Below are 16536 nucleotides of genomic sequence, written 5' to 3'. Positions count from 1 at the left end.
CGCTACTGCGGCGCCGCGGGCCCGTCCATCGCCGCTCGCAACCGGAACAGCAGCTCTTCGAACACCACGAGTTGCTCGGCCGGATACTCGGCCAGGATCGCGTCCTGCGTGGCGTTGACCGGCCGGAAGAACTCGTCGGCCAATTCCCTGGCGCGGTCGCTGCACCGCAGCGTCACCACGCGCCGGTCGGTGTGCTCGCGGCTGCGGGTGACGTAGCCCGCCTTTTCCAGGCGATTGAGCAGCGTCGTCATCGCACCCGAGGTCAGCGTGATCCGCTTGCCGAGCAACGCCGGTGAGAGCGGGCTCCCGGCCTGCTCGGCGGCCGCGATCTCCATCAGCGCGAACGCGTCGGTCGAGTGCACGCCGAGCGTGTCGGCGAAGCGACGGCCCAGTTCGGTGAAGCTCGCGCCGTAGTCGATGAGCCCGGCGGCGAGCCGTTGTCGCTGCGTGGCGACATCGCCGGGTGTCCGCTTCGCCATCTCGTCCTCTCGTTCGCCTCCGGATTGACAACCTACCGCCCCGGATCTACCTTCATCATAAAGTAACTTGATGATGGAGGTAAAGTGCAGACCCAGACAGAGACGCCACCGCTTCGGCTGTGGTTGGGATTGATCGCCGTATCGCTCGGCGTCGCGCTGATCGTGGTCGACCTGACGATCGTGAACGTGATCATCGCGCCGATCGTCGACGATCTCGGGATCACCTCGATTCAGGCGCAGTGGATCCAGGAGTCCTACGCGATCGTCTTCGCCGCGCTCCTGCTGCTCACCGGACGGCTCAGTGACCTCTACGGCGCGCGCAAGCTATTCCTGATCGGCCTGGTCGTCTTCGGCGCGACCAGCTTGCTCGCCGCGCTCGCCCCCAGCGGCGGGCTGCTCATCGCCGCGCGATTCCTGCAGGGCATCGGCGGGGCGATGATCCTGCCGACCTCGCTCGCGCTGGTGAACGCGGCCTTCACCGGGAAGGCGCGCGGCCAGGCCTTCGCGATCTGGGGTTCGACGATCGGCGCGGCCGCCGCGGTCGGCCCGCTGCTCGGCGGCTGGCTCGCCGACTTCTCCTGGCGCTGGGCCTTCGGCGTCAACATTCCGGCTGTCGCGCTCATCATGGTCGCGGTACTGATCTATCTGCCCGCCTCGCCGAGCAGCGTCGGCCGGGTCGACTGGCTCGGCGCTGTCCTGTCGGCACTCGGTCTCGGCCTGCTCGCCTTCGGCCTGATCGAAGGACGTCACTACGGCTGGCTGACGGTCACCGAGCCGTTGGAGATCGGCGAATTCGCCTGGCGCAGCGGACCTTCGCCCGTGCTCGTCGCGCTGGTGGGCGCGCTCGCGGCGCTCGCGGTGTTCTGGCGCAGGCAGGCGATGCTCGGTCGGGCCGACCGCGAACCCTTGCTCGATGTGCGGCTGTTCTCCATCGATTCGTTCCGCAAAGGCAATGTGGTGACGCTGATCGTCGGCCTCGGCGAGTTCGGCATCATCGCGGTGCTGCCGCTGTGGATGCAGTTCGCGCTCGACTACTCCGCGCTGCAGGCGGGCTTGGCGCTGGTGCCGCTGGCCATCGGCAGTTTCGTCGCCAGCGGGGCGAGTTTCTCGCTGACGGCGTCGGTTTCGGCGCTGGGCCAGGTGCGGATCGGCCTGCTGCTCGAAGCCCTCGGCCTGGCCATGCTCGGCCTGTTCGCCGCGGCCGACAGCAGCTGGTGGTCGATCGCGCTCGCCCTGTTCGTCTACGGCATCGGCGTCGGCTTCGCCACCGCGCAGGTGACCAATGTCGTGCTCGCCGACGTGCCGGGCGAGAGCGCCGGGCAGGGTTCGGGAATCCAGAGCGCCGCTCGCGAGCTCGGCTCCGCCCTCGGCATCGCCGTGCTCACCACGGTGTTCTTCAGCACCCTCGGCACGGGTCTGCGCGACCGCCTGACCGATGCGGGCCTGTCCGAACCCGAGGTCGCCGCCCTCGACGCCACCGTCACCGACAGCGCTGGCTCGGTCATCCCCGCCCTCGCCGCCGACCCCGCCTCCCTTCCTGTCGCCGAAGCCGCGCGGGAGGCCATGGCGGCGGGCATCGAGATCTCGAGCTACCTCTGCGCGGGGCTGCTCGTTCTCGCGCTGGCGACGACAGCCTTCGTCAAACCGGCGCGAAAGGTCTAGCTGGGGTAACCCCGGTCTCCGCGGAGTCACGATGTGGCATCGGGTGCTGCGGTTGAGTGGAGTCGAGGCAAGAATGACTCGCTGGGTGGGGAATTTTTGGTGGCGGCGGGAATGAATCGCCGCAGCTGCTGGTTGTGATCGTCGACAATGTTGAGTGTGATGGACTCAAGTTCGGGTTGACTCGCGGCAGATCTTGCGGGCAGGATTGAGCCCACCACACTCAGCGTTGGCTGAGACTGTTGCCCCATTTTCGTCAAACAGGAGGAAATCACCATGGCTCGTGCGGTCGGAATCGACCTCGGGACCACGAACTCCGTCGTCGCCGTGCTCGAAGGCGGCGAGCCGGTCGTGGTCGCGAACTCGGAAGGCTCGCGCACCACCCCCTCGATCGTCGCGTTCGCGAAGAACGGCGAGGTGCTCGTCGGTCAGCCTGCGAAGAACCAGGCCGTCACCAACGTCGACCGCACCATCCGCTCGGTCAAGCGCCACATCGGCACCGACTGGAACGTCGAGATCGACGACAAGAAGTACACCCCGCAGGAGATCTCGGCGCGCACGCTGATGAAGCTCAAGCGCGATGCCGAGGCCTACCTCGGTGAGGAGATCACCGACGCGGTCATCACCGTCCCCGCCTACTTCGAGGACGCCCAGCGCCAGGCCACCAAGGAAGCCGGCCAGATCGCCGGCCTGAACGTGCTGCGCATCGTCAACGAGCCCACCGCGGCCGCGCTGGCCTACGGCCTCGACAAGGGCGACAAAGAGCAGACCATCCTGGTCTTCGACCTCGGTGGCGGCACCTTCGACGTCTCGCTGCTGGAAATCGGCGAGGGCGTCGTCGAGGTCCGCGCGACCTCCGGTGACAACCACCTCGGCGGCGACGACTGGGACGAGCGCGTCGTCACCTGGCTCGTCGACAAGTTCAAGGCCAGCTCGGGCATCGACCTGACCAAGGACAAGATGGCCCTGCAGCGTCTGCGCGAGGCCGCCGAGAAGGCCAAGATCGAGCTGAGCTCCAGCCAGAGCACCTCGATCAACCTGCCCTACATCACCGTCGACGCGGACAAGAACCCGCTGTTCCTCGACGAGCAGCTCACCCGCTCGGAGTTCCAGAAGATCACCTCCGATCTGCTGGATCGCACCCGCGCGCCGTTCCAGTCCGTGATCAAGGACGCCGGCATCAACGTGGCCGACATCGACCACGTCGTGCTCGTCGGTGGTTCCACCCGCATGCCCGCCGTCTCCGACCTGGTCAAGGAACTGACCGGTGGCCGTGAGCCGAACAAGGGCGTGAACCCGGACGAGGTCGTCGCCGTGGGCGCCGCCCTGCAGGCCGGTGTGCTCAAGGGTGAGGTCAAGGACGTCCTGCTGCTCGATGTCACCCCGCTGTCGCTGGGTATCGAGACCAAGGGCGGCGTGATGACCAAGCTCATCGAGCGCAACACCACCATCCCGACCAAGCGCTCGGAGACCTTCACCACCGCCGACGACAACCAGCCGTCGGTGCAGATCCAGGTCTTCCAGGGCGAGCGCGAGATCGCCTCGCACAACAAGCTGCTCGGCTCCTTCGAGCTGACCGGCCTGCCCCCGGCCCCGCGCGGCGTGCCGCAGATCGAGGTCACCTTCGACATCGACGCCAACGGCATCGTGCACGTCACCGCGAAGGACAAGGGCACCGGCAAGGAGAACAAGATCAAGATCCAGGACGGCTCCGGTCTGTCCAAGGAAGAGATCGACCGCATGGTCAAGGACGCCGAGGCGCATGCCGCGGAGGACAAGACCCGTCGCGAAGAGGCCGAGACCCGCAACCAGGCCGAGTCGCTGGTGCACCAGACCGAGAAGTTCATCAGCGAGCAGAAGCTGAGCGAGGGCGGCGCGCAGGTGTCGGCCGATCAGCTGGCCAAGGTCGAGGCCGCGGTGGCCGAGGCCAAGACGGCTCTCGACGGCACCGACATCTCCGCGGTGAAGTCCGCGGTGGAGAAGCTGGCCGCCGAGTCGCAGGCTCTGGGCCAGGCGATCTACGAGGCGAGCGCCGCCGCCGACGCCCAGTCCGGTAACGGCGCGGGCCCGAGCCAGGCCGATGACGACCAGGTCGTCGACGCCGAGGTCGTGGACGAGCCGGTCGACACGGACAAGAAGTGACCGAGGCCAACTCCTCCGAGCAGGAGTTGATCGAGGAAGAAGTGGTCGAGCCCGACACCGCCGAGGTGGTGGAGCCCGAGCCCGAGACCGAGGCGCCGGTCAGCGACGAGCTGGCCGAACGCACCGCCGACCTGCAGCGGTTGACCGCGGAGTACGCGAACTACCGCCGCCGGGTCGAGCGCGACCGGCAGGCCAACATCGATGCCGCCAAGGCGTCGGTGGTGACCGAACTGCTCGGCGTGCTCGACGATCTGGACCGCGCGCGGGCGCACGGCGACCTGGAGACGGGTCCGCTCAAGTCCGTGGCCGACAAGCTCGAGACCGCGCTCACCAAGCAGGGTCTGGTCGAGTTCGGCGCTGTCGGTGACCCGTTCGACCCGACGCTGCACGAGGCCGTGCAGCACGAGGGTTCGGGCGCCGAGCCGGTACTCGGTGTGGTCATGCGCAAGGGCTATCGGTTCGGCGATCGGGTGCTTCGGCACGCGATGGTCGGGGTAACCGATGCCGAGGCTGTGGAGGCATCGGACGCGGATGCCGACGCCGACGCGAAATAACACGAGAGGAGGAGATGCCCGGTGAGTCAACGGGAGTGGATCGAGAAGGACTTCTACAAGGAGCTGGGCGTCTCCTCTGGCGCTTCGCAGGACGAGATCAAGAAGGCCTACCGCAAGCTCGCTCGCGACCTGCACCCGGATTCCAATCCGGGTGACACCAAGGCCGAGGAGCGGTTCAAGGCGGTCAGCGAGGCCAATGCCGTGCTGTCGGATCCGGCCAAGCGCAAGGAGTACGACGAGACGCGCCGCCTGTTCGCGGGCGGCGGCGGTCGCGGCGGCTACGGCACCGGGGGTGGCTTCACACCCGGTGCGGGCGGCGGATTCTCGCAGGACTTCAACATCGGTGACATCTTCGGTCAGGCCGGTGGCGCGGGCGCCGCTGGTGACGGCGGGCTCGGCGATCTGCTGGGCGGGCTGTTCAACCGGGGTGGCGGTCGGGCGGCCAGCCGTCCGCGCCGCGGTGCCGATGTCGAAACCGAGACCACGCTGGGCTTCCGCGAGGCGGCCCAGGGTGTCACCGTCCCGCTGCGGATGACCAGTCCCTCGCCGTGCACCACGTGTCACGGCAGCGGCGCCAAGCCGGGCACCAGCCCGCGCGTGTGCCCGCACTGCAACGGTGCCGGTGTGGTCAGCCGGAATCAGGGCGCGTTCGGTTTCAGCGAGCCCTGCGACGACTGCCGCGGCACCGGCTCGATCATCGACGACCCGTGCGTCGACTGCTCGGGCACCGGTATCCAGAACCGCACCCGCACGATCACCGTCCGGATTCCGCCGGGCGTGAGCGACGGCCAGAAGATCCGGCTGGCCGGGCAGGGCGAGGCCGGACTGCGCGGGGCGCCCTCGGGCGACCTGTATGTCACGGTGCACGTGAGCCAGGACAAGGTCTTCGGCCGTCAGGGCGACGACCTCACCTTGGTGCTGCCGGTGAGCTACAGCGAATTGGTGCTGGGGACAACCGTTTCTGTACCGACGCTGGACGGCCGGGTCGGCGTGAAGGTGCCGCCGGGCACCGCCGACGGGCGTATCCTGCGGGTACGTGGTCGTGGCGTGCCCAAGCGCGGTGCGGCGGGCGGCGCCGGTGATCTGCTGGTCACGGTGAAGGTGGCGGTTCCGCAGCAGCTGGACTCCGATGCCACCGATGCGCTCAAGCGCTATCAGGAGGCGGAGAAGGCCAGTGGCTTCGAACCGCGGGCTGGATGGGCGGGTGCTTGATGGCTGACAATCCGAAGTCCGCGTCGGGTTCGACCTCGCGTGCCGAGTTCTTCATGATCTCGGTGGCGGCTCAGCTGGCGGGGATGCACGCGCAGACGTTGCGTACCTACGACCGGCTGGGTCTGGTGACCCCGCAACGTACTTCGGGTGGTGGGCGCCGGTACTCGGCCCGCGATGTCGAGCTGCTGCGCGAGGTGCAGCGGCTGTCGCAGGACGAGGGCGTCAACCTGGCCGGGATCAAGCGCATCATCGAGCTCACCAATCAGGTGGAGGCGCTGCAACAGCGCGTCGAGGAGATGAGCGCGGAGATGGAGCGGTTGCGGGCGGGCTACCGGCCCGATCTGTCGCCGCCCCAGCGCAGTACCGCGCTCGTGGTGTGGCAGCCACGGAATCGGCGCTGAGGCTTCTCGATTAGACGGGCCCCTGGTTCGTGATCCGCTGCGGTGGACGCGGACCGGGGGCCCGTTCGTGTGCCGGTCAACCCCCGGCGACCGGCTGGTGACTATTCAGCAACCCACTTATTCGTGATCTTGCCGTTCGGTGGTCCTCGCTCAGGGCGTTGAAGTGCGGATTTGGCGCCGTTCCTGTTTCAAAGTTTGCTGGCGAGATGCTGAATTCGGATCAATCGGAACGCATTTCCGCGCCGCCGACCAGGCGCTCCGAGTCGCCCTCCCCGCGTGTCACGGCACGGCGCGTCGGATCGGGGTGTGCGGGGTTCGTAGCGGAAGAGTCGCTCTACCAGGCACATTGGTCGACGAATGTCGGTTTTGCCAGGTAAGTCATGGGCGTGTGAGGGCCTGTTCACTCCTGATTAACGGTCCCAGAGTATGTTTCAGGGGTACCGTCCATGAGCACCGGATGGTATTTAAAGAATTACACGCGTGATGTTTAAGAGTACGATTCCGAAGCTGGCAAACCTCGCCTAGACTTCTCGCATCGGCTGCTGACGAGTGTCCTCCCAGCCCGTCACTCGCCGCGCGGCTAGCGTTCGATGGCGAAACGAGGTTGTGACACATATGGATTCGCGGACTGTCGCTTTGATCCGTACTACGTTCAAGGCGGTTGCTGCGGAAGACGGTGGGTCCGAGAGGCTGGCGAGGTCGTTCTACTCGATCCTGTTCACGGACTACCCCGGTGTCCGCGACTACTTCCCGGCGGCCATGGATGCCCAGCGTGACCGGCTCGTCAAGGCGATCTCCTACGCGCTGGACCGGCTGGAGGAGCCGGACAAACTGCTGCCCTTCCTCGCCCAGCTCGGGCGCGACCACCGCAAGTACGGTGTGCAGCCCGCCCACTATGTGGCCGTGGCCAACTCGCTGAAGTCGGCCATGCGCCAGTTCGCCGGGACCGAGATGTGGACCGACGAGGTCGCCGCCGCCTGGGACGAGGGCCTCGCCACCATCAGCGGCGCGATGATCAGCGCCGCCGACAAGGAGACCACCCCGCCGGCGTGGACCGCGACGGTCGTCGAACGCCGCGAGGTGCTACGCAATCTCGCCGTCGTCCGGGTCCAGCTCGACCAGCCGATGCAGTACGCCGCCGGGCAGTACCTCAGCGTCCAGGTCCCCGCCCGCCCTCGCATGTGGCGCTATCTCTCGCCCGCCAATCCGGCCAATGCCAACGGCGAGATCGAATTCCACATCCGCAGTGTGCTCGGCGGCTGGGTCAGCCCGGCCATGGTCTCGCACACCACCGTCGGCGACCAGTGGCTGCTCGGCTCGCCACTGGGCGGGCTCGGGGTGCCGCGCAACACCAAGCGCAAGATGCTGATGGTCGGCTGCGGCACCGGCATCGCCCCGCTGCGCGCCCAGGTGATGGCGATGGCCCAGCGCCGGGTGAACCCGAAGGTGCACCTGTTCGTCGGCGGCCACCATCCCTGCGATCTCTACGACCTGCAGGTCCTGAGCCAACTGGCCGTCGCCAACAAGTGGCTCACCGTCACCCCCGTCAGCGAGAGCGACGAAAACCCCTGGTGGTACTACGATTCCGGCGAGCCGCACGTCGACTTACCGAGCCTGGAACCCCGAATGACCGGCCAGATCGGCAAGGTCGTCGCCAGCTACGGCCCCTGGGCCGACCGCGACGTCCAGATCGTCGGTTCCCCCTCCATGGTCCAAACCACCAAGTTCCGCCTCATGGCCGCTGGCACCCAGGCCAAGTCCATCCGCCACGACCCCCTGTTCTGAGCGCTTCGCCGGACTCGGCCCGAATCGACTCTGCCGTAGAGCATTTCGCACGGCGGAGATACCATCGTGCGGCGGTGCAGGGTGGGAGTCGGAAGGATTGTCGGTGGGTGCTTCTCCGTTGTTGCGGGCGGTCTTTCACGATGTGCGCCAGCTGTACGGCCCCGCCGACGACGGGTTCGTCTTCGAGGACGGCCCCGGCCCGCTGGGCCACATCGACGTGCTGGTGTACCGGCCGACCGACCGCATCCCGGTGACCACCTTCGCCACCGTCGGCATGGCAGCGGGCGAGATGCCCGCGACCACCGCCCCCGGCGGCCGCGCCGAACTGCGGTTCTCCTGGCGAGGTCACCTGGAACCGGAGCGCGAATCGGCCGTGGCCCGCCTACTGGCGAACCTCGCCGCCTACCCCTGGATCACCGACCAACAACTCGGCTGGGGACACATGATGACCCTGGAAGAAGACTTCCCCGGATTCCCCGACTGCCGCACAGTCATGTTCGCCGGCCCCCTGTTCCCCGAGGCCCAAGACATCTTCGAGGCCGAGGGCACCACCATCCGAATCCTGAACATCGTCCCCCTCACCACCCCCGAAACCGCCCGAGCCCGAACAATGCCCTCCGGCTTCTTCCTCACCGAACTCATGGACCAGGTCGACCTCTTCAGCCCGCGCTAGAGACCACCCCACGATGTGGATCAGCTCTGCGACGGATCGCTGTCGTCATCAGCGCTCGCGAGCTCCTCGATCACCGCGACTGCGGATTCGAACTCGGCATCCAACCCGATACCGCCCGACCACTGATGGGCCAGCTCGTTGAGACTGCCCCCATTGGCTCGCGGAGCCGGAACCAATCGCGACTTCACAAGTACATTCCAGCAGAATCCACTGGTCAGAGTCTGCTGGTGAGTGATCATTTCGGGTCGTGACGGCCCATGTAGCGTTCGATGTCGGTGCGGCCGTGGCGGAAATCGTCGGATTCAGCGGCCGCATCGAAAGATCTCAGCGTATCGAGGATCGGCACTTCGCCGAGCGCTTCGAGCTCCTCCAGCTTGTACATGATGTAGTCGGCGTCGGGGTCGTCGGCGGTCCGGCCGAGCTCGATGGCGATCGCGCGGATTCCGTCTCTTCCGCCGAGTCGGGCCAGGACTGCCGCGGCATCGACCATCACTGTCACGTTCCGGTCGTGCAGCATCTCGCTGAGTCGGGCCAGTACATCGGATCGACCGGCCCACGCGGCCAGGTCTTCGATCGCGCCGAGTCGATCGCCGGTGTTCGCACTCCGAGAACGATCGAGAGCGCTGTCGACGGTGGCGGGGCGCGACTGTGAAGGGGTGATCAGGCGCCTTCGGCGGTGATGTTGGTCGGGGGTGTGCCTGCTTCGATGAGGCGGTCGACGGTGGTGTGGACCATGGCGGGGGAGCCGCAGACCAGGACCTGGTGGCGGGTGAAGGGGCCGTGGGCGGTGGCGACGTCGGCGAGGGTGCCGTAGAGCATTTCCTCGGGGGCGAAGCCGATGTCGGAGCGGGTCTGTTCGTGCCATTCGTCGGGGAGGGCGGGGTCCTCGGGGGATTCGACGACGGGAATGACTGTCAGCCAGGGGAGTTCGCCCGCGAGCAGGAACAGCATGTCGGCGGCGTAGAGGTCGCGGGGGGAGCGGCCGCCGTAGAACAGGTAGGTGCGGGGCGGGGTGTCGCGGCGGGCCAGGTCGAGGATCTGGGCGCGCAGCGGGGCCAGGCCGGTGCCGCCCGCGATCAGCACCAGTTCGGTGGCGTCGGGATCGACGGCGAAAACCCCGTAGGGGGCGTGGATTCGCCACTGGTCGCCGGGCTTGGTGTCGGCGACGATCGAGCTCGAGCACCAACCGCCGGGCACGGTGCGCACGTGGAACTCCAGCTTCCCGTCCAGCGAGGGCGGCAGCGCGGGCGAAAGACGCCGCCGCACACCGGGATGCTGCGGCACCTCCACCTCGACCGACCCGCCTGCCTCGAAGGGCACGAAGTCACCGATCAGCCGGATCACGGCCAGATCGTGGCGCAAACGGTGGTGACCGACGACGGTCGCCGTCCAGGCGGGATCGGGAAACTCGGTGCTCATCGGCCTCTTTCGCGAACGGACGTGGTCAGCCGACGGGGTCGGCGGCGATGATCTCGTTGGGGGTGCCTGCCCGGAGCAGGGCGCGGCGGGTGTCGGCGATCATCCGGGGGGATCCGGAGATCTGGATCTGCCGATCCGACCACGCGCCGAAGCTGGTCACCACCGCACCCAGATTACCGACCAGCCGCCGGTGCATGCCGTGCGGATCGGGCGGCGTCTGCGGGTACCACCACGGATCGGTGTGCTGCTCGCAGACCGGCACCACGGTGAGCCACGGATTGGACTGCGACAGCTGCCACATGTTGTTCACGTCGTAGAGATCGCCGGGATAGTGGCCGCCGACGAAGAAGTGCACCCGCGGGTTGATGCCGCGCTGGCTCATCTCGATCAGCTGCGCGCGCAGCGGCGCGATACCGGTGCCGGACCCGATCATCAGCACGTCACGGCCGGACTCCCGGTCCACCTGCAGACCGCCGAGCGGACCGGCGATCTTCCACCGGTCACCGACCTTGGTGTCGTTGACGATGGCCGGGCTCACCCAGCCGCCGCTGATCCGGCGCACATGGAACTCCACCTCGCCGTACGGGTTGGCCGGGATGGCGGGGGAGAGATAGCGCCACATGTTCGGCCGCTGCGGGATCGCGATCGGCACGTACTGGCCCGCCTTGAACGGGATCGGGCCGTCGGCCTGCAGGCGCACGATGGCCAGGTCGTCGAGCACGCGGCGGTGGCCGACCACGGTCGCGTCCCAGTACGGCTGCGACTTGTCCTCGTTGGCGCCGATCGCCATCGAGGCCGAGACCAGGATGGTGATGTCGCGCCAGCCCTCGTCGAGCTCCCTGGTCCAGCGGTTGCCGTGATAGGTGCGCAGCGCCGCGAGCAGCGCGCGTCCGGCCAGGTCGTAGTGGTCGGCCTCGACCCCGTACTTGCGGTGGTCGCGGGCGAGTTGCTCGAGGAACTTCTGCGCCCGCTCGAAGTCCTCCAGATTGTCCAGCACGAACTGCAACGCCGTGGTCAGCCGCTTGGGCTGCATGTCCATGGCGGGGGGGAACAGCTCCCGCAACGACGGATCCTGGGCGAACAGATGACCATAAAAAGCACTGATCAGCCGCTCGGACCCGCCCGGTGTCTCCGACACCCCGCGGAAATCGGCGCGGACCAGCGCAAGCGAACGCGCATCCACGTCGTCAAGCTCCCTTTCCCTGGAATTGCTGCAATGTGGCCCCGCCCGATGGCGGACACCCTGTCAAGTATCCCCCGAAATGCCGCGCTGGGTGCAGGGATGCTCGTCACGGTCCCGCTCGCCGCACGGATCGTATGCCCTGCCCACCCCAACGGCCACGCCGACAGCCTCATCGATACGGGTCGGTGATCTTGCGCAGTTCGGTCAGCGTCGCGCGCAGCGCGTTCGCCCGCCGCGGGCCGAGGTGGGCGGTCCATTCCGATTCGACCTGTGCGGCAGTGTGATCGGCGAGTTCGGCCGCGCGGCGGCCCCTGGCGGCGAGGCGGAGGAGGCGGGCTCGGCCGTCGGTGGGGTCGGGTTCGCGGTGGAGGTAGCCGGTGCGCAGGAGTTGGTCGACGAGGACGCTCGCGGTTTGTTTGGTGATCTGGGCCTGGGCGGCGAGGTCGGTCAGGCGGGAGCCGGTCGGGGCGATGCGGGCGACCAGGCGGGCCTGGGCCTGGGTGAGGTCGTCGAAGCCGCCGTCGGCGAGTGCTTCGAGGACGCGTCGTTCCATCTCTCGGTACGGCACGAACAGCAGAACTCCGAGGTTGAGGGCGTCGTCGGCGGGCATCTCACTCCTTGATCCGGTCAGCTTCACTGACTATATTAGTCAGAAAGGCTGACCAATAGGAGGCCGATCATGGACGCCGGGCAGTACTGGAAGACCATCGCCGAGCAGCGTCGCGCCATCGCGGATCTGCTCGCCGGGTGTACCGACGACGAACTGGACAGCCCGTCGCTGTGCGCGGGCTGGCGCGTCCGCGATGTCGCCGCCCACGTGGCCCTGGCCCCGCAACCGCCCGGCCCGCTCACCATGCTCCGCGAAGCCGCCCGCGCCCGCGGCAGCTTCCACCGCCTCAACCACGACCTCGCCGTCCGCTACGCCGACACCACCGCCGACCTGTCCACAGTCCTGCACACCCTCGCCGACTCGCACCGCCTCCCCGCAGTCACCAACCACCGCAACATCCACTTCGACGTCATCGTCCACGCCCAGGACATCGCCCGCCCCCTCGGCCGCGTCATCCCCGTCGACCCGGAAGCCGCAGCCCGTGCCGCCCAACGTGTCTGGACCATGGGCTGGCCGTTCTGGGCCCGCCGCCGCCTCCACCACGTCCACCTGATCGCCGACGACTACTCCTGGACCGCGGGCACCGGCCCCGAAATCCACGGCACAACTCTCGACCTTCTCCTCGTGCTCACCGGTCGCCGCGGCGTACTCCCGGCACTCACCGGGGACGGTGTGAGCCTGCTCGGGACCACTTGATCCGGACAGATTCGATCGAAAACCCGACCGGACGGGAAATTCATCGTCCGCGCCCCGATTCCGGCCGGGTTCACCACCGATTTGCCCCCGGTTTCCGGCCCTGCGAACAGGGCCCGAAGCCGAGGTCCGAGCGGGCCCGATCGAGCGACATGGCCCAGGTCGCTCGCCCCTTCGCGTGCTAATGTCCCTGGTCAAAGCAGTGACCGGCTGGAAGGGGCGGGGATGAGGCGCGCGGTGACGACGCTGATCGTGGCTGGGGTGGCAGTGGTCGGGGTGGCGGGGTGTGGTGGTTCGGAGGGGTCGTCGGGGACGGGGAGTTCGGGGGTGAGTACCTCGGCCAAACCGGTGTTGTGGGATCCGTGTGCCGAGATCTCGGATGAGGTGTTGACGGCGGCGGGGGTCGATCCGGGGACGGAGGAGAGCGGTGTCGGCGGTCATGCGCAATCGGGGTGGGAGATCTGCGCATGGGATGCACCCGACTATTCGCTGACCGTCTACACGACCGACAAGACTGTGGAGGAGTTCGAACAGAAGTCGGGCAACGTCGATTTCCAGGATGTGACGATCGCGGGCCGCCAGGGCCGCCAGTTCAAGGTCGAGGGTGCATCGAAGGACCTCGGCTGTGATGTGGTCTTCCCGGCTGCCCAAGGCGTTGTCCAACTCGAGATTCTCAACTCGCCATTGGAGACCGGGTTGGAAGACCCGTGCGTCTACCTGGCGCGTGTGGGGGAAGTTCTCGTTCCGATCTTTCCGAACTGAACCGGGGAGGGTTCATGAGTGAGACCACTGCGTACAGCGCGCTGCTCGACAAGGTGAAGGCCGGTGAGGTGTACCTCAACGACGAGGCGGCCGCCTACCACATGTTCAAGGCGTGTGATCAGCGCCTGTCCGACCTCCGCGACATCCTCGGCATCACCCGGCGAGTGCAGAACGTCAGCGGCTTCGGCGATTTCCAGATGGGGAAGGATCTCGAGAAGAAGTTCCTCACGCAAGCGACTGGCGAGCCCAATTCGATCGACGCCGTGGTGTTGAAGGACATCGAGGCTGTGCAGCAACTCCGCGAGGTCTTCTCCCTCTCGTTCAAGAACATCACCGGCAAAGACATCGAAAACGCCAACGCCATCGACTACACCACCGGCCAGGTGTAGCCCATGTCCCAACCCAACATCGCCGGCCTCGACCTCTTCGGCGGCCTCCGCAATTTCGTCACGTCCCCGTTCGCCAACGACGACGGCGAACTCGACGCCTCCCAGATCGCCGACATCCAGAACCGCTACAACGACCAGCGCGATCGGGCCCGGCAGAAGGCGGGCGACCTCGGGTTCGACGGCGACTACCGGCCGACGGTCGTCAAGGACACCGACCCCTTCGAGACGCTGGATCTGTCGGTCCTGCGCGCCAAGGTCGACCAGATCGACCTTGCCGCGGTCGGCGATCTGATCAAGGCGTGGAACGAGATCTCCACCCGCAACAGCACCTCGCTCGACGAGTTCCGCACGCAGATCGCACGCGGGATGACGCCCGATGTGTGGGCGGGCGCCGCGGCGAATGCAGCGGCGGAAACTGTTGCAGCATATGATGATACGGGTAAGAAGGTGACCATCGCGGCGGCGCTCACCAGCGGCAAGCTGGATGAATTGCGTACCGGTCTCGAACCGACGAAGCGTTTGGTCCCGCACGAACCCGAACATCGCAGTGGGCTCGACAATTTCGGCGGTCTGTTCACCGGCCGTGGCTGGCGCAATGACGATGTCGCGCAGAACAACGCGAAAGTCGAGGCCGTCCGCGTGCTCACCACCGTCTACGCCCCGGTGATCTACGAATCCGATGACCGGGTTCCGGTCATTCCCGTGCCGAGGACCGTGGAGGGCACCGGCACCGGGCCTGACGGCGGATCGACCAGACCCACGTCCTACCAACCGGATTCGTCCACGCCGGACACCGGTCGGCCGTCGACGAACCCGGGGAACACCCCGGAATCGACCGTCCCGACCGAGCAGGACGCAACCCCCGGCGACAACCCGACCACGCCGTCGTCCACCACCCCGGAGTCGACGACGCCCACCTCGACCACGCCGGCGTCGACCACTCCGGCCGCGACGACGCCTGCCGCCACTTCTCCCGCAGCGACTGTCCCCGGCGGCGGTTCACCAGTCGGAACACCCGGTGGCGCAGGTGTTCCCGGTGGGGCGGGCGTCGGCACTCCGGGTTCGGGCGTGCCCGCGCCTGGCAGTTCGCTCCCCGGCGGCGGCACCGCAGGCACCGGCTCCACCACCGCCGCCCGCGCGGGCGGCACGGGAGCGGGCACCTCCGGTCGCGCCGGAATGCCCGGCATGATGGGTCCCGGCGCCCGAGGCGGCGGCAAGGACGACGAATCGAGCAAGGGCATCCCCGATTACCTCATCACCCAGGACCACGGCGACGAACTCACCGGCCTCGACGACCTGCCCAAGACGGTCCCGCCGGTCATCGGCGCGGACTAGACGCGAGACCTGATGAAGCAGAGTAGATCTCCCGTGCGAACCTGGCGGCTGACCGCCCTCGACTTCCGCACGCTGTGGGAAGCGGCGGGGCGCGACGTACTGCCGTACCCGCTGCACCACCGCCACATCGATGTCGAGACCCAGGCCGAGATCCTGCGCCTGCGCGGCAAGGCCGCCGAGAACCTGATGGCCGAGTTCGACAGCGACCTCGACCACGCCATGGCCGCCCTGCTCGCTCCGCACGCCCGCGTCGAGGTCGCCGGCGCCTCGCGCGGCAAGCGGACGATCCGCGCGCACGGCGGAATGCGCGACACCTACGCCGCTTTCGCCGTGCAGAGCCCCGGCCCGGAAACCGATCCCGGCGACATCACGCTCTACCTGCTCGCACCCGACACGCTGGCCGCCGCGGTCCTGTCCACCCTGCCCCGCGCCGCCGCCGGTTCCGGCCGCGAAATCCGCGTCACCGCAGCCGAACTCGCCGCCCCGCGCGCCGATGTCCGCGATTCCTGGAACCCCACCCCCCGCGACCAACTCGAGGCCTTCCTCGCCAAACCCACCGACACCCTCACCCACATCGGCGTCTACGCCCACTCCAGCGTCGACAACCGCCACACCGAAGGCCGCGACGACTTCCAGGTCCACGACATCACCGGCGACGGCCGCTACGTCTTCTACGGCGAAACCACTTTCATCGCCAAACCCGCCACCACCACCCGCATCCACTCCACCCTCGCCACCATCCTCTCCACCACCGCGGCCAAGGCCCGAGCAGGCACCTACCGCGCCCCTTAGTGGCCGCCGGTGACCGTGGCGACGGCTCGCTGCCGATCCTCCTCGGCCACCTCACCGAGGACGAACCCGCGCGCGACGATGTGCTCGACAAGGGCCGACTCCGGCGGGAGCCCGTATTTGCGCAGGTAGTGCGGCACCGCGCCCGGCCAGACGAACACCCCGTCGGTCTGGAAGTTCATCGGCACGTCGCGCACCTCGGGCGCGAAATCATCTGCGCTGTAACTGCGTGCGCTCAACACCACCGGCGCGTGTTCGAGGTAGGCCAACACCCGATCACGGATGCTCGGATCCAGCGCGGCCCGGTTCACCACCGGCCTGCCCTGAGCGTCGCGCCCATCGAACGGCGCCGAAAGTCGAAGATCGTTCATGGTTGATCAACCTATTCCGCGCAGCGCGACGGGTCGACCATCACGCCGAGCCCGACCGACTTCCACCACCGACATCAAGA

Annotated in this window: 19 protein-coding genes; 12 read left to right on the top strand and 7 right to left on the bottom strand. The window is 67.7% G+C overall.

Features of this window, described 5'->3' with window-relative positions; all coding sequences use genetic code 11:
- Positions 1-2: 2 nt before the first annotated feature.
- A complete protein-coding gene (locus ACFVVM_RS16380; RefSeq protein ID WP_387618303.1) occupies positions 3-479 on the bottom strand; it encodes a MarR family winged helix-turn-helix transcriptional regulator in 477 nt (158 codons plus the stop codon).
- Between the two features lie 84 nt (positions 480-563).
- On the opposite strand from ACFVVM_RS16380, the gene ACFVVM_RS16375 reads away from it, so the two are divergent.
- From ACFVVM_RS16375 to ACFVVM_RS16345, 7 genes are all read left to right on the top strand, one after another.
- Entirely contained in the window at positions 564-2141 is a 1578-nt protein-coding gene (locus tag ACFVVM_RS16375; protein WP_387618300.1) for an MFS transporter, read from the top strand.
- 273 nt (positions 2142-2414) lie between these two features.
- On the top strand, positions 2415-4280 hold the full coding sequence (gene dnaK, locus ACFVVM_RS16370) for a molecular chaperone DnaK (RefSeq protein WP_387618297.1): 1866 nt from the start codon (positions 2415-2417) through the stop codon (positions 4278-4280).
- On the top strand, positions 4277-4834 hold the full coding sequence (gene grpE, locus ACFVVM_RS16365; protein ID WP_387618294.1) for a nucleotide exchange factor GrpE: 558 nt from the start codon (positions 4277-4279) through the stop codon (positions 4832-4834). Before dnaK ends, grpE begins: the two co-directional genes overlap by 4 nt.
- 21 nt (positions 4835-4855) lie before the next feature.
- A complete protein-coding gene (gene dnaJ, locus ACFVVM_RS16360; protein ID WP_387618292.1) occupies positions 4856-6046 on the top strand; it encodes a molecular chaperone DnaJ in 1191 nt (396 codons plus the stop codon).
- Positions 6046-6447: a heat shock protein transcriptional repressor HspR gene (locus tag ACFVVM_RS16355; RefSeq protein WP_387618289.1), complete on the top strand. Its 402-nt coding sequence runs from the start codon at positions 6046-6048 to the stop codon at positions 6445-6447. The genes dnaJ and ACFVVM_RS16355 overlap by 1 nt, the downstream gene beginning before the upstream one ends.
- A gap of 615 nt (positions 6448-7062) precedes the next feature.
- Positions 7063-8232: a globin domain-containing protein gene (locus tag ACFVVM_RS16350; protein ID WP_387618286.1), complete on the top strand. Its 1170-nt coding sequence runs from the start codon at positions 7063-7065 to the stop codon at positions 8230-8232.
- Between the two features lie 103 nt (positions 8233-8335).
- On the top strand, positions 8336-8905 hold the full coding sequence (locus ACFVVM_RS16345) for a suppressor of fused domain protein (protein ID WP_387618283.1): 570 nt from the start codon (positions 8336-8338) through the stop codon (positions 8903-8905).
- Positions 8906-8925: 20 nt separating this feature from the next.
- Here ACFVVM_RS16345 and ACFVVM_RS16340 read toward each other — a convergent pair whose 3' ends face one another.
- The 5 genes from ACFVVM_RS16340 to ACFVVM_RS16320 form a co-directional block, all read right to left on the bottom strand.
- Positions 8926-9144 (bottom strand): hypothetical protein, encoded by a 219-nt coding sequence (locus tag ACFVVM_RS16340; protein ID WP_387618280.1) that lies wholly within the window; start codon positions 9142-9144, stop codon positions 8926-8928.
- Entirely contained in the window at positions 9141-9422 is a 282-nt protein-coding gene (locus ACFVVM_RS16335) for a hypothetical protein (protein WP_387618278.1), read from the bottom strand. The genes ACFVVM_RS16340 and ACFVVM_RS16335 overlap by 4 nt, the downstream gene beginning before the upstream one ends.
- A 143-nt stretch (positions 9423-9565) precedes the next feature.
- On the bottom strand, positions 9566-10324 hold the full coding sequence (locus ACFVVM_RS16330; RefSeq protein WP_387618275.1) for an FAD-binding oxidoreductase: 759 nt from the start codon (positions 10322-10324) through the stop codon (positions 9566-9568).
- Between the two features lie 25 nt (positions 10325-10349).
- Positions 10350-11507, bottom strand: coding sequence for an FAD-binding oxidoreductase (locus ACFVVM_RS16325; RefSeq protein WP_387618272.1), 1158 nt, complete (start codon positions 11505-11507; stop codon positions 10350-10352).
- 169 nt (positions 11508-11676) lie between these two features.
- Complete coding sequence (locus ACFVVM_RS16320) at positions 11677-12117, bottom strand: MarR family winged helix-turn-helix transcriptional regulator (RefSeq protein ID WP_387618270.1); 441 nt, start codon at positions 12115-12117, stop codon at positions 11677-11679.
- Positions 12118-12186: 69 nt separating this feature from the next.
- Between ACFVVM_RS16320 and ACFVVM_RS16315 the strand changes: the two genes are divergently transcribed.
- From ACFVVM_RS16315 to ACFVVM_RS16295, 5 genes are all read left to right on the top strand, one after another.
- A complete protein-coding gene (locus ACFVVM_RS16315; RefSeq protein WP_387618267.1) occupies positions 12187-12813 on the top strand; it encodes a maleylpyruvate isomerase family mycothiol-dependent enzyme in 627 nt (208 codons plus the stop codon).
- Between the two features lie 234 nt (positions 12814-13047).
- Positions 13048-13572 (top strand): DUF3558 domain-containing protein, encoded by a 525-nt coding sequence (locus ACFVVM_RS16310; RefSeq protein WP_387618264.1) that lies wholly within the window; start codon positions 13048-13050, stop codon positions 13570-13572.
- Positions 13573-13586: 14 nt separating this feature from the next.
- Positions 13587-13961 (top strand): hypothetical protein, encoded by a 375-nt coding sequence (locus ACFVVM_RS16305; protein ID WP_387618261.1) that lies wholly within the window; start codon positions 13587-13589, stop codon positions 13959-13961.
- Between the two features lie 3 nt (positions 13962-13964).
- The gene (locus ACFVVM_RS16300; protein ID WP_387618258.1) at positions 13965-15296 is read left to right on the top strand and encodes a hypothetical protein; all 1332 of its coding nucleotides are present in this window, start codon (positions 13965-13967) and stop codon (positions 15294-15296) included.
- Positions 15297-15329: 33 nt separating this feature from the next.
- Positions 15330-16088, top strand: a complete 759-nt coding sequence (locus ACFVVM_RS16295) for an ESX secretion-associated protein EspG (RefSeq protein ID WP_387618255.1) — start codon at positions 15330-15332, stop codon at positions 16086-16088.
- Here the strand turns inward: ACFVVM_RS16295 and ACFVVM_RS16290 are convergent.
- Positions 16085-16456, bottom strand: a complete 372-nt coding sequence (locus ACFVVM_RS16290; RefSeq protein ID WP_387618252.1) for a hypothetical protein — start codon at positions 16454-16456, stop codon at positions 16085-16087. The genes ACFVVM_RS16295 and ACFVVM_RS16290 overlap by 4 nt on opposite strands.
- Positions 16457-16536 lie beyond the last annotated feature (80 nt).

This window comes from Nocardia sp. NPDC058176 (assembly GCF_042883805.1).
Classification (GTDB): domain Bacteria; phylum Actinomycetota; class Actinomycetes; order Mycobacteriales; family Mycobacteriaceae; genus Nocardia.
This window is presented reverse-complemented; position numbering and strand designations above follow the sequence as displayed.

What these genes read in the sequence shown, in the direction of transcription:
- ACFVVM_RS16330 (WP_387618275.1), bottom strand. Translation starts at nt 10,324, where the DNA reads ATGAGCACCGAGTTTCCCGATCCCGCCTGGACGGCGACCGTCGTCGGT.
- ACFVVM_RS16340 (WP_387618280.1), bottom strand. Translation starts at nt 9,144, where the DNA reads ATGATCACTCACCAGCAGACTCTGACCAGTGGATTCTGCTGGAATGTA.
- ACFVVM_RS16315 (WP_387618267.1), top strand. Translation starts at nt 12,187, where the DNA reads ATGGACGCCGGGCAGTACTGGAAGACCATCGCCGAGCAGCGTCGCGCC.
- ACFVVM_RS16335 (WP_387618278.1), bottom strand. Translation starts at nt 9,422, where the DNA reads ATGCTGCACGACCGGAACGTGACAGTGATGGTCGATGCCGCGGCAGTC.
- ACFVVM_RS16320 (WP_387618270.1), bottom strand. Translation starts at nt 12,117, where the DNA reads ATGCCCGCCGACGACGCCCTCAACCTCGGAGTTCTGCTGTTCGTGCCG.
- dnaK (WP_387618297.1), top strand. Translation starts at nt 2,415, where the DNA reads ATGGCTCGTGCGGTCGGAATCGACCTCGGGACCACGAACTCCGTCGTC.
- ACFVVM_RS16380 (WP_387618303.1), bottom strand. Translation starts at nt 479, where the DNA reads ATGGCGAAGCGGACACCCGGCGATGTCGCCACGCAGCGACAACGGCTC.
- ACFVVM_RS16305 (WP_387618261.1), top strand. Translation starts at nt 13,587, where the DNA reads ATGAGTGAGACCACTGCGTACAGCGCGCTGCTCGACAAGGTGAAGGCC.
- ACFVVM_RS16355 (WP_387618289.1), top strand. Translation starts at nt 6,046, where the DNA reads ATGGCTGACAATCCGAAGTCCGCGTCGGGTTCGACCTCGCGTGCCGAG.
- ACFVVM_RS16300 (WP_387618258.1), top strand. Translation starts at nt 13,965, where the DNA reads ATGTCCCAACCCAACATCGCCGGCCTCGACCTCTTCGGCGGCCTCCGC.
- ACFVVM_RS16350 (WP_387618286.1), top strand. Translation starts at nt 7,063, where the DNA reads ATGGATTCGCGGACTGTCGCTTTGATCCGTACTACGTTCAAGGCGGTT.
- ACFVVM_RS16290 (WP_387618252.1), bottom strand. Translation starts at nt 16,456, where the DNA reads ATGAACGATCTTCGACTTTCGGCGCCGTTCGATGGGCGCGACGCTCAG.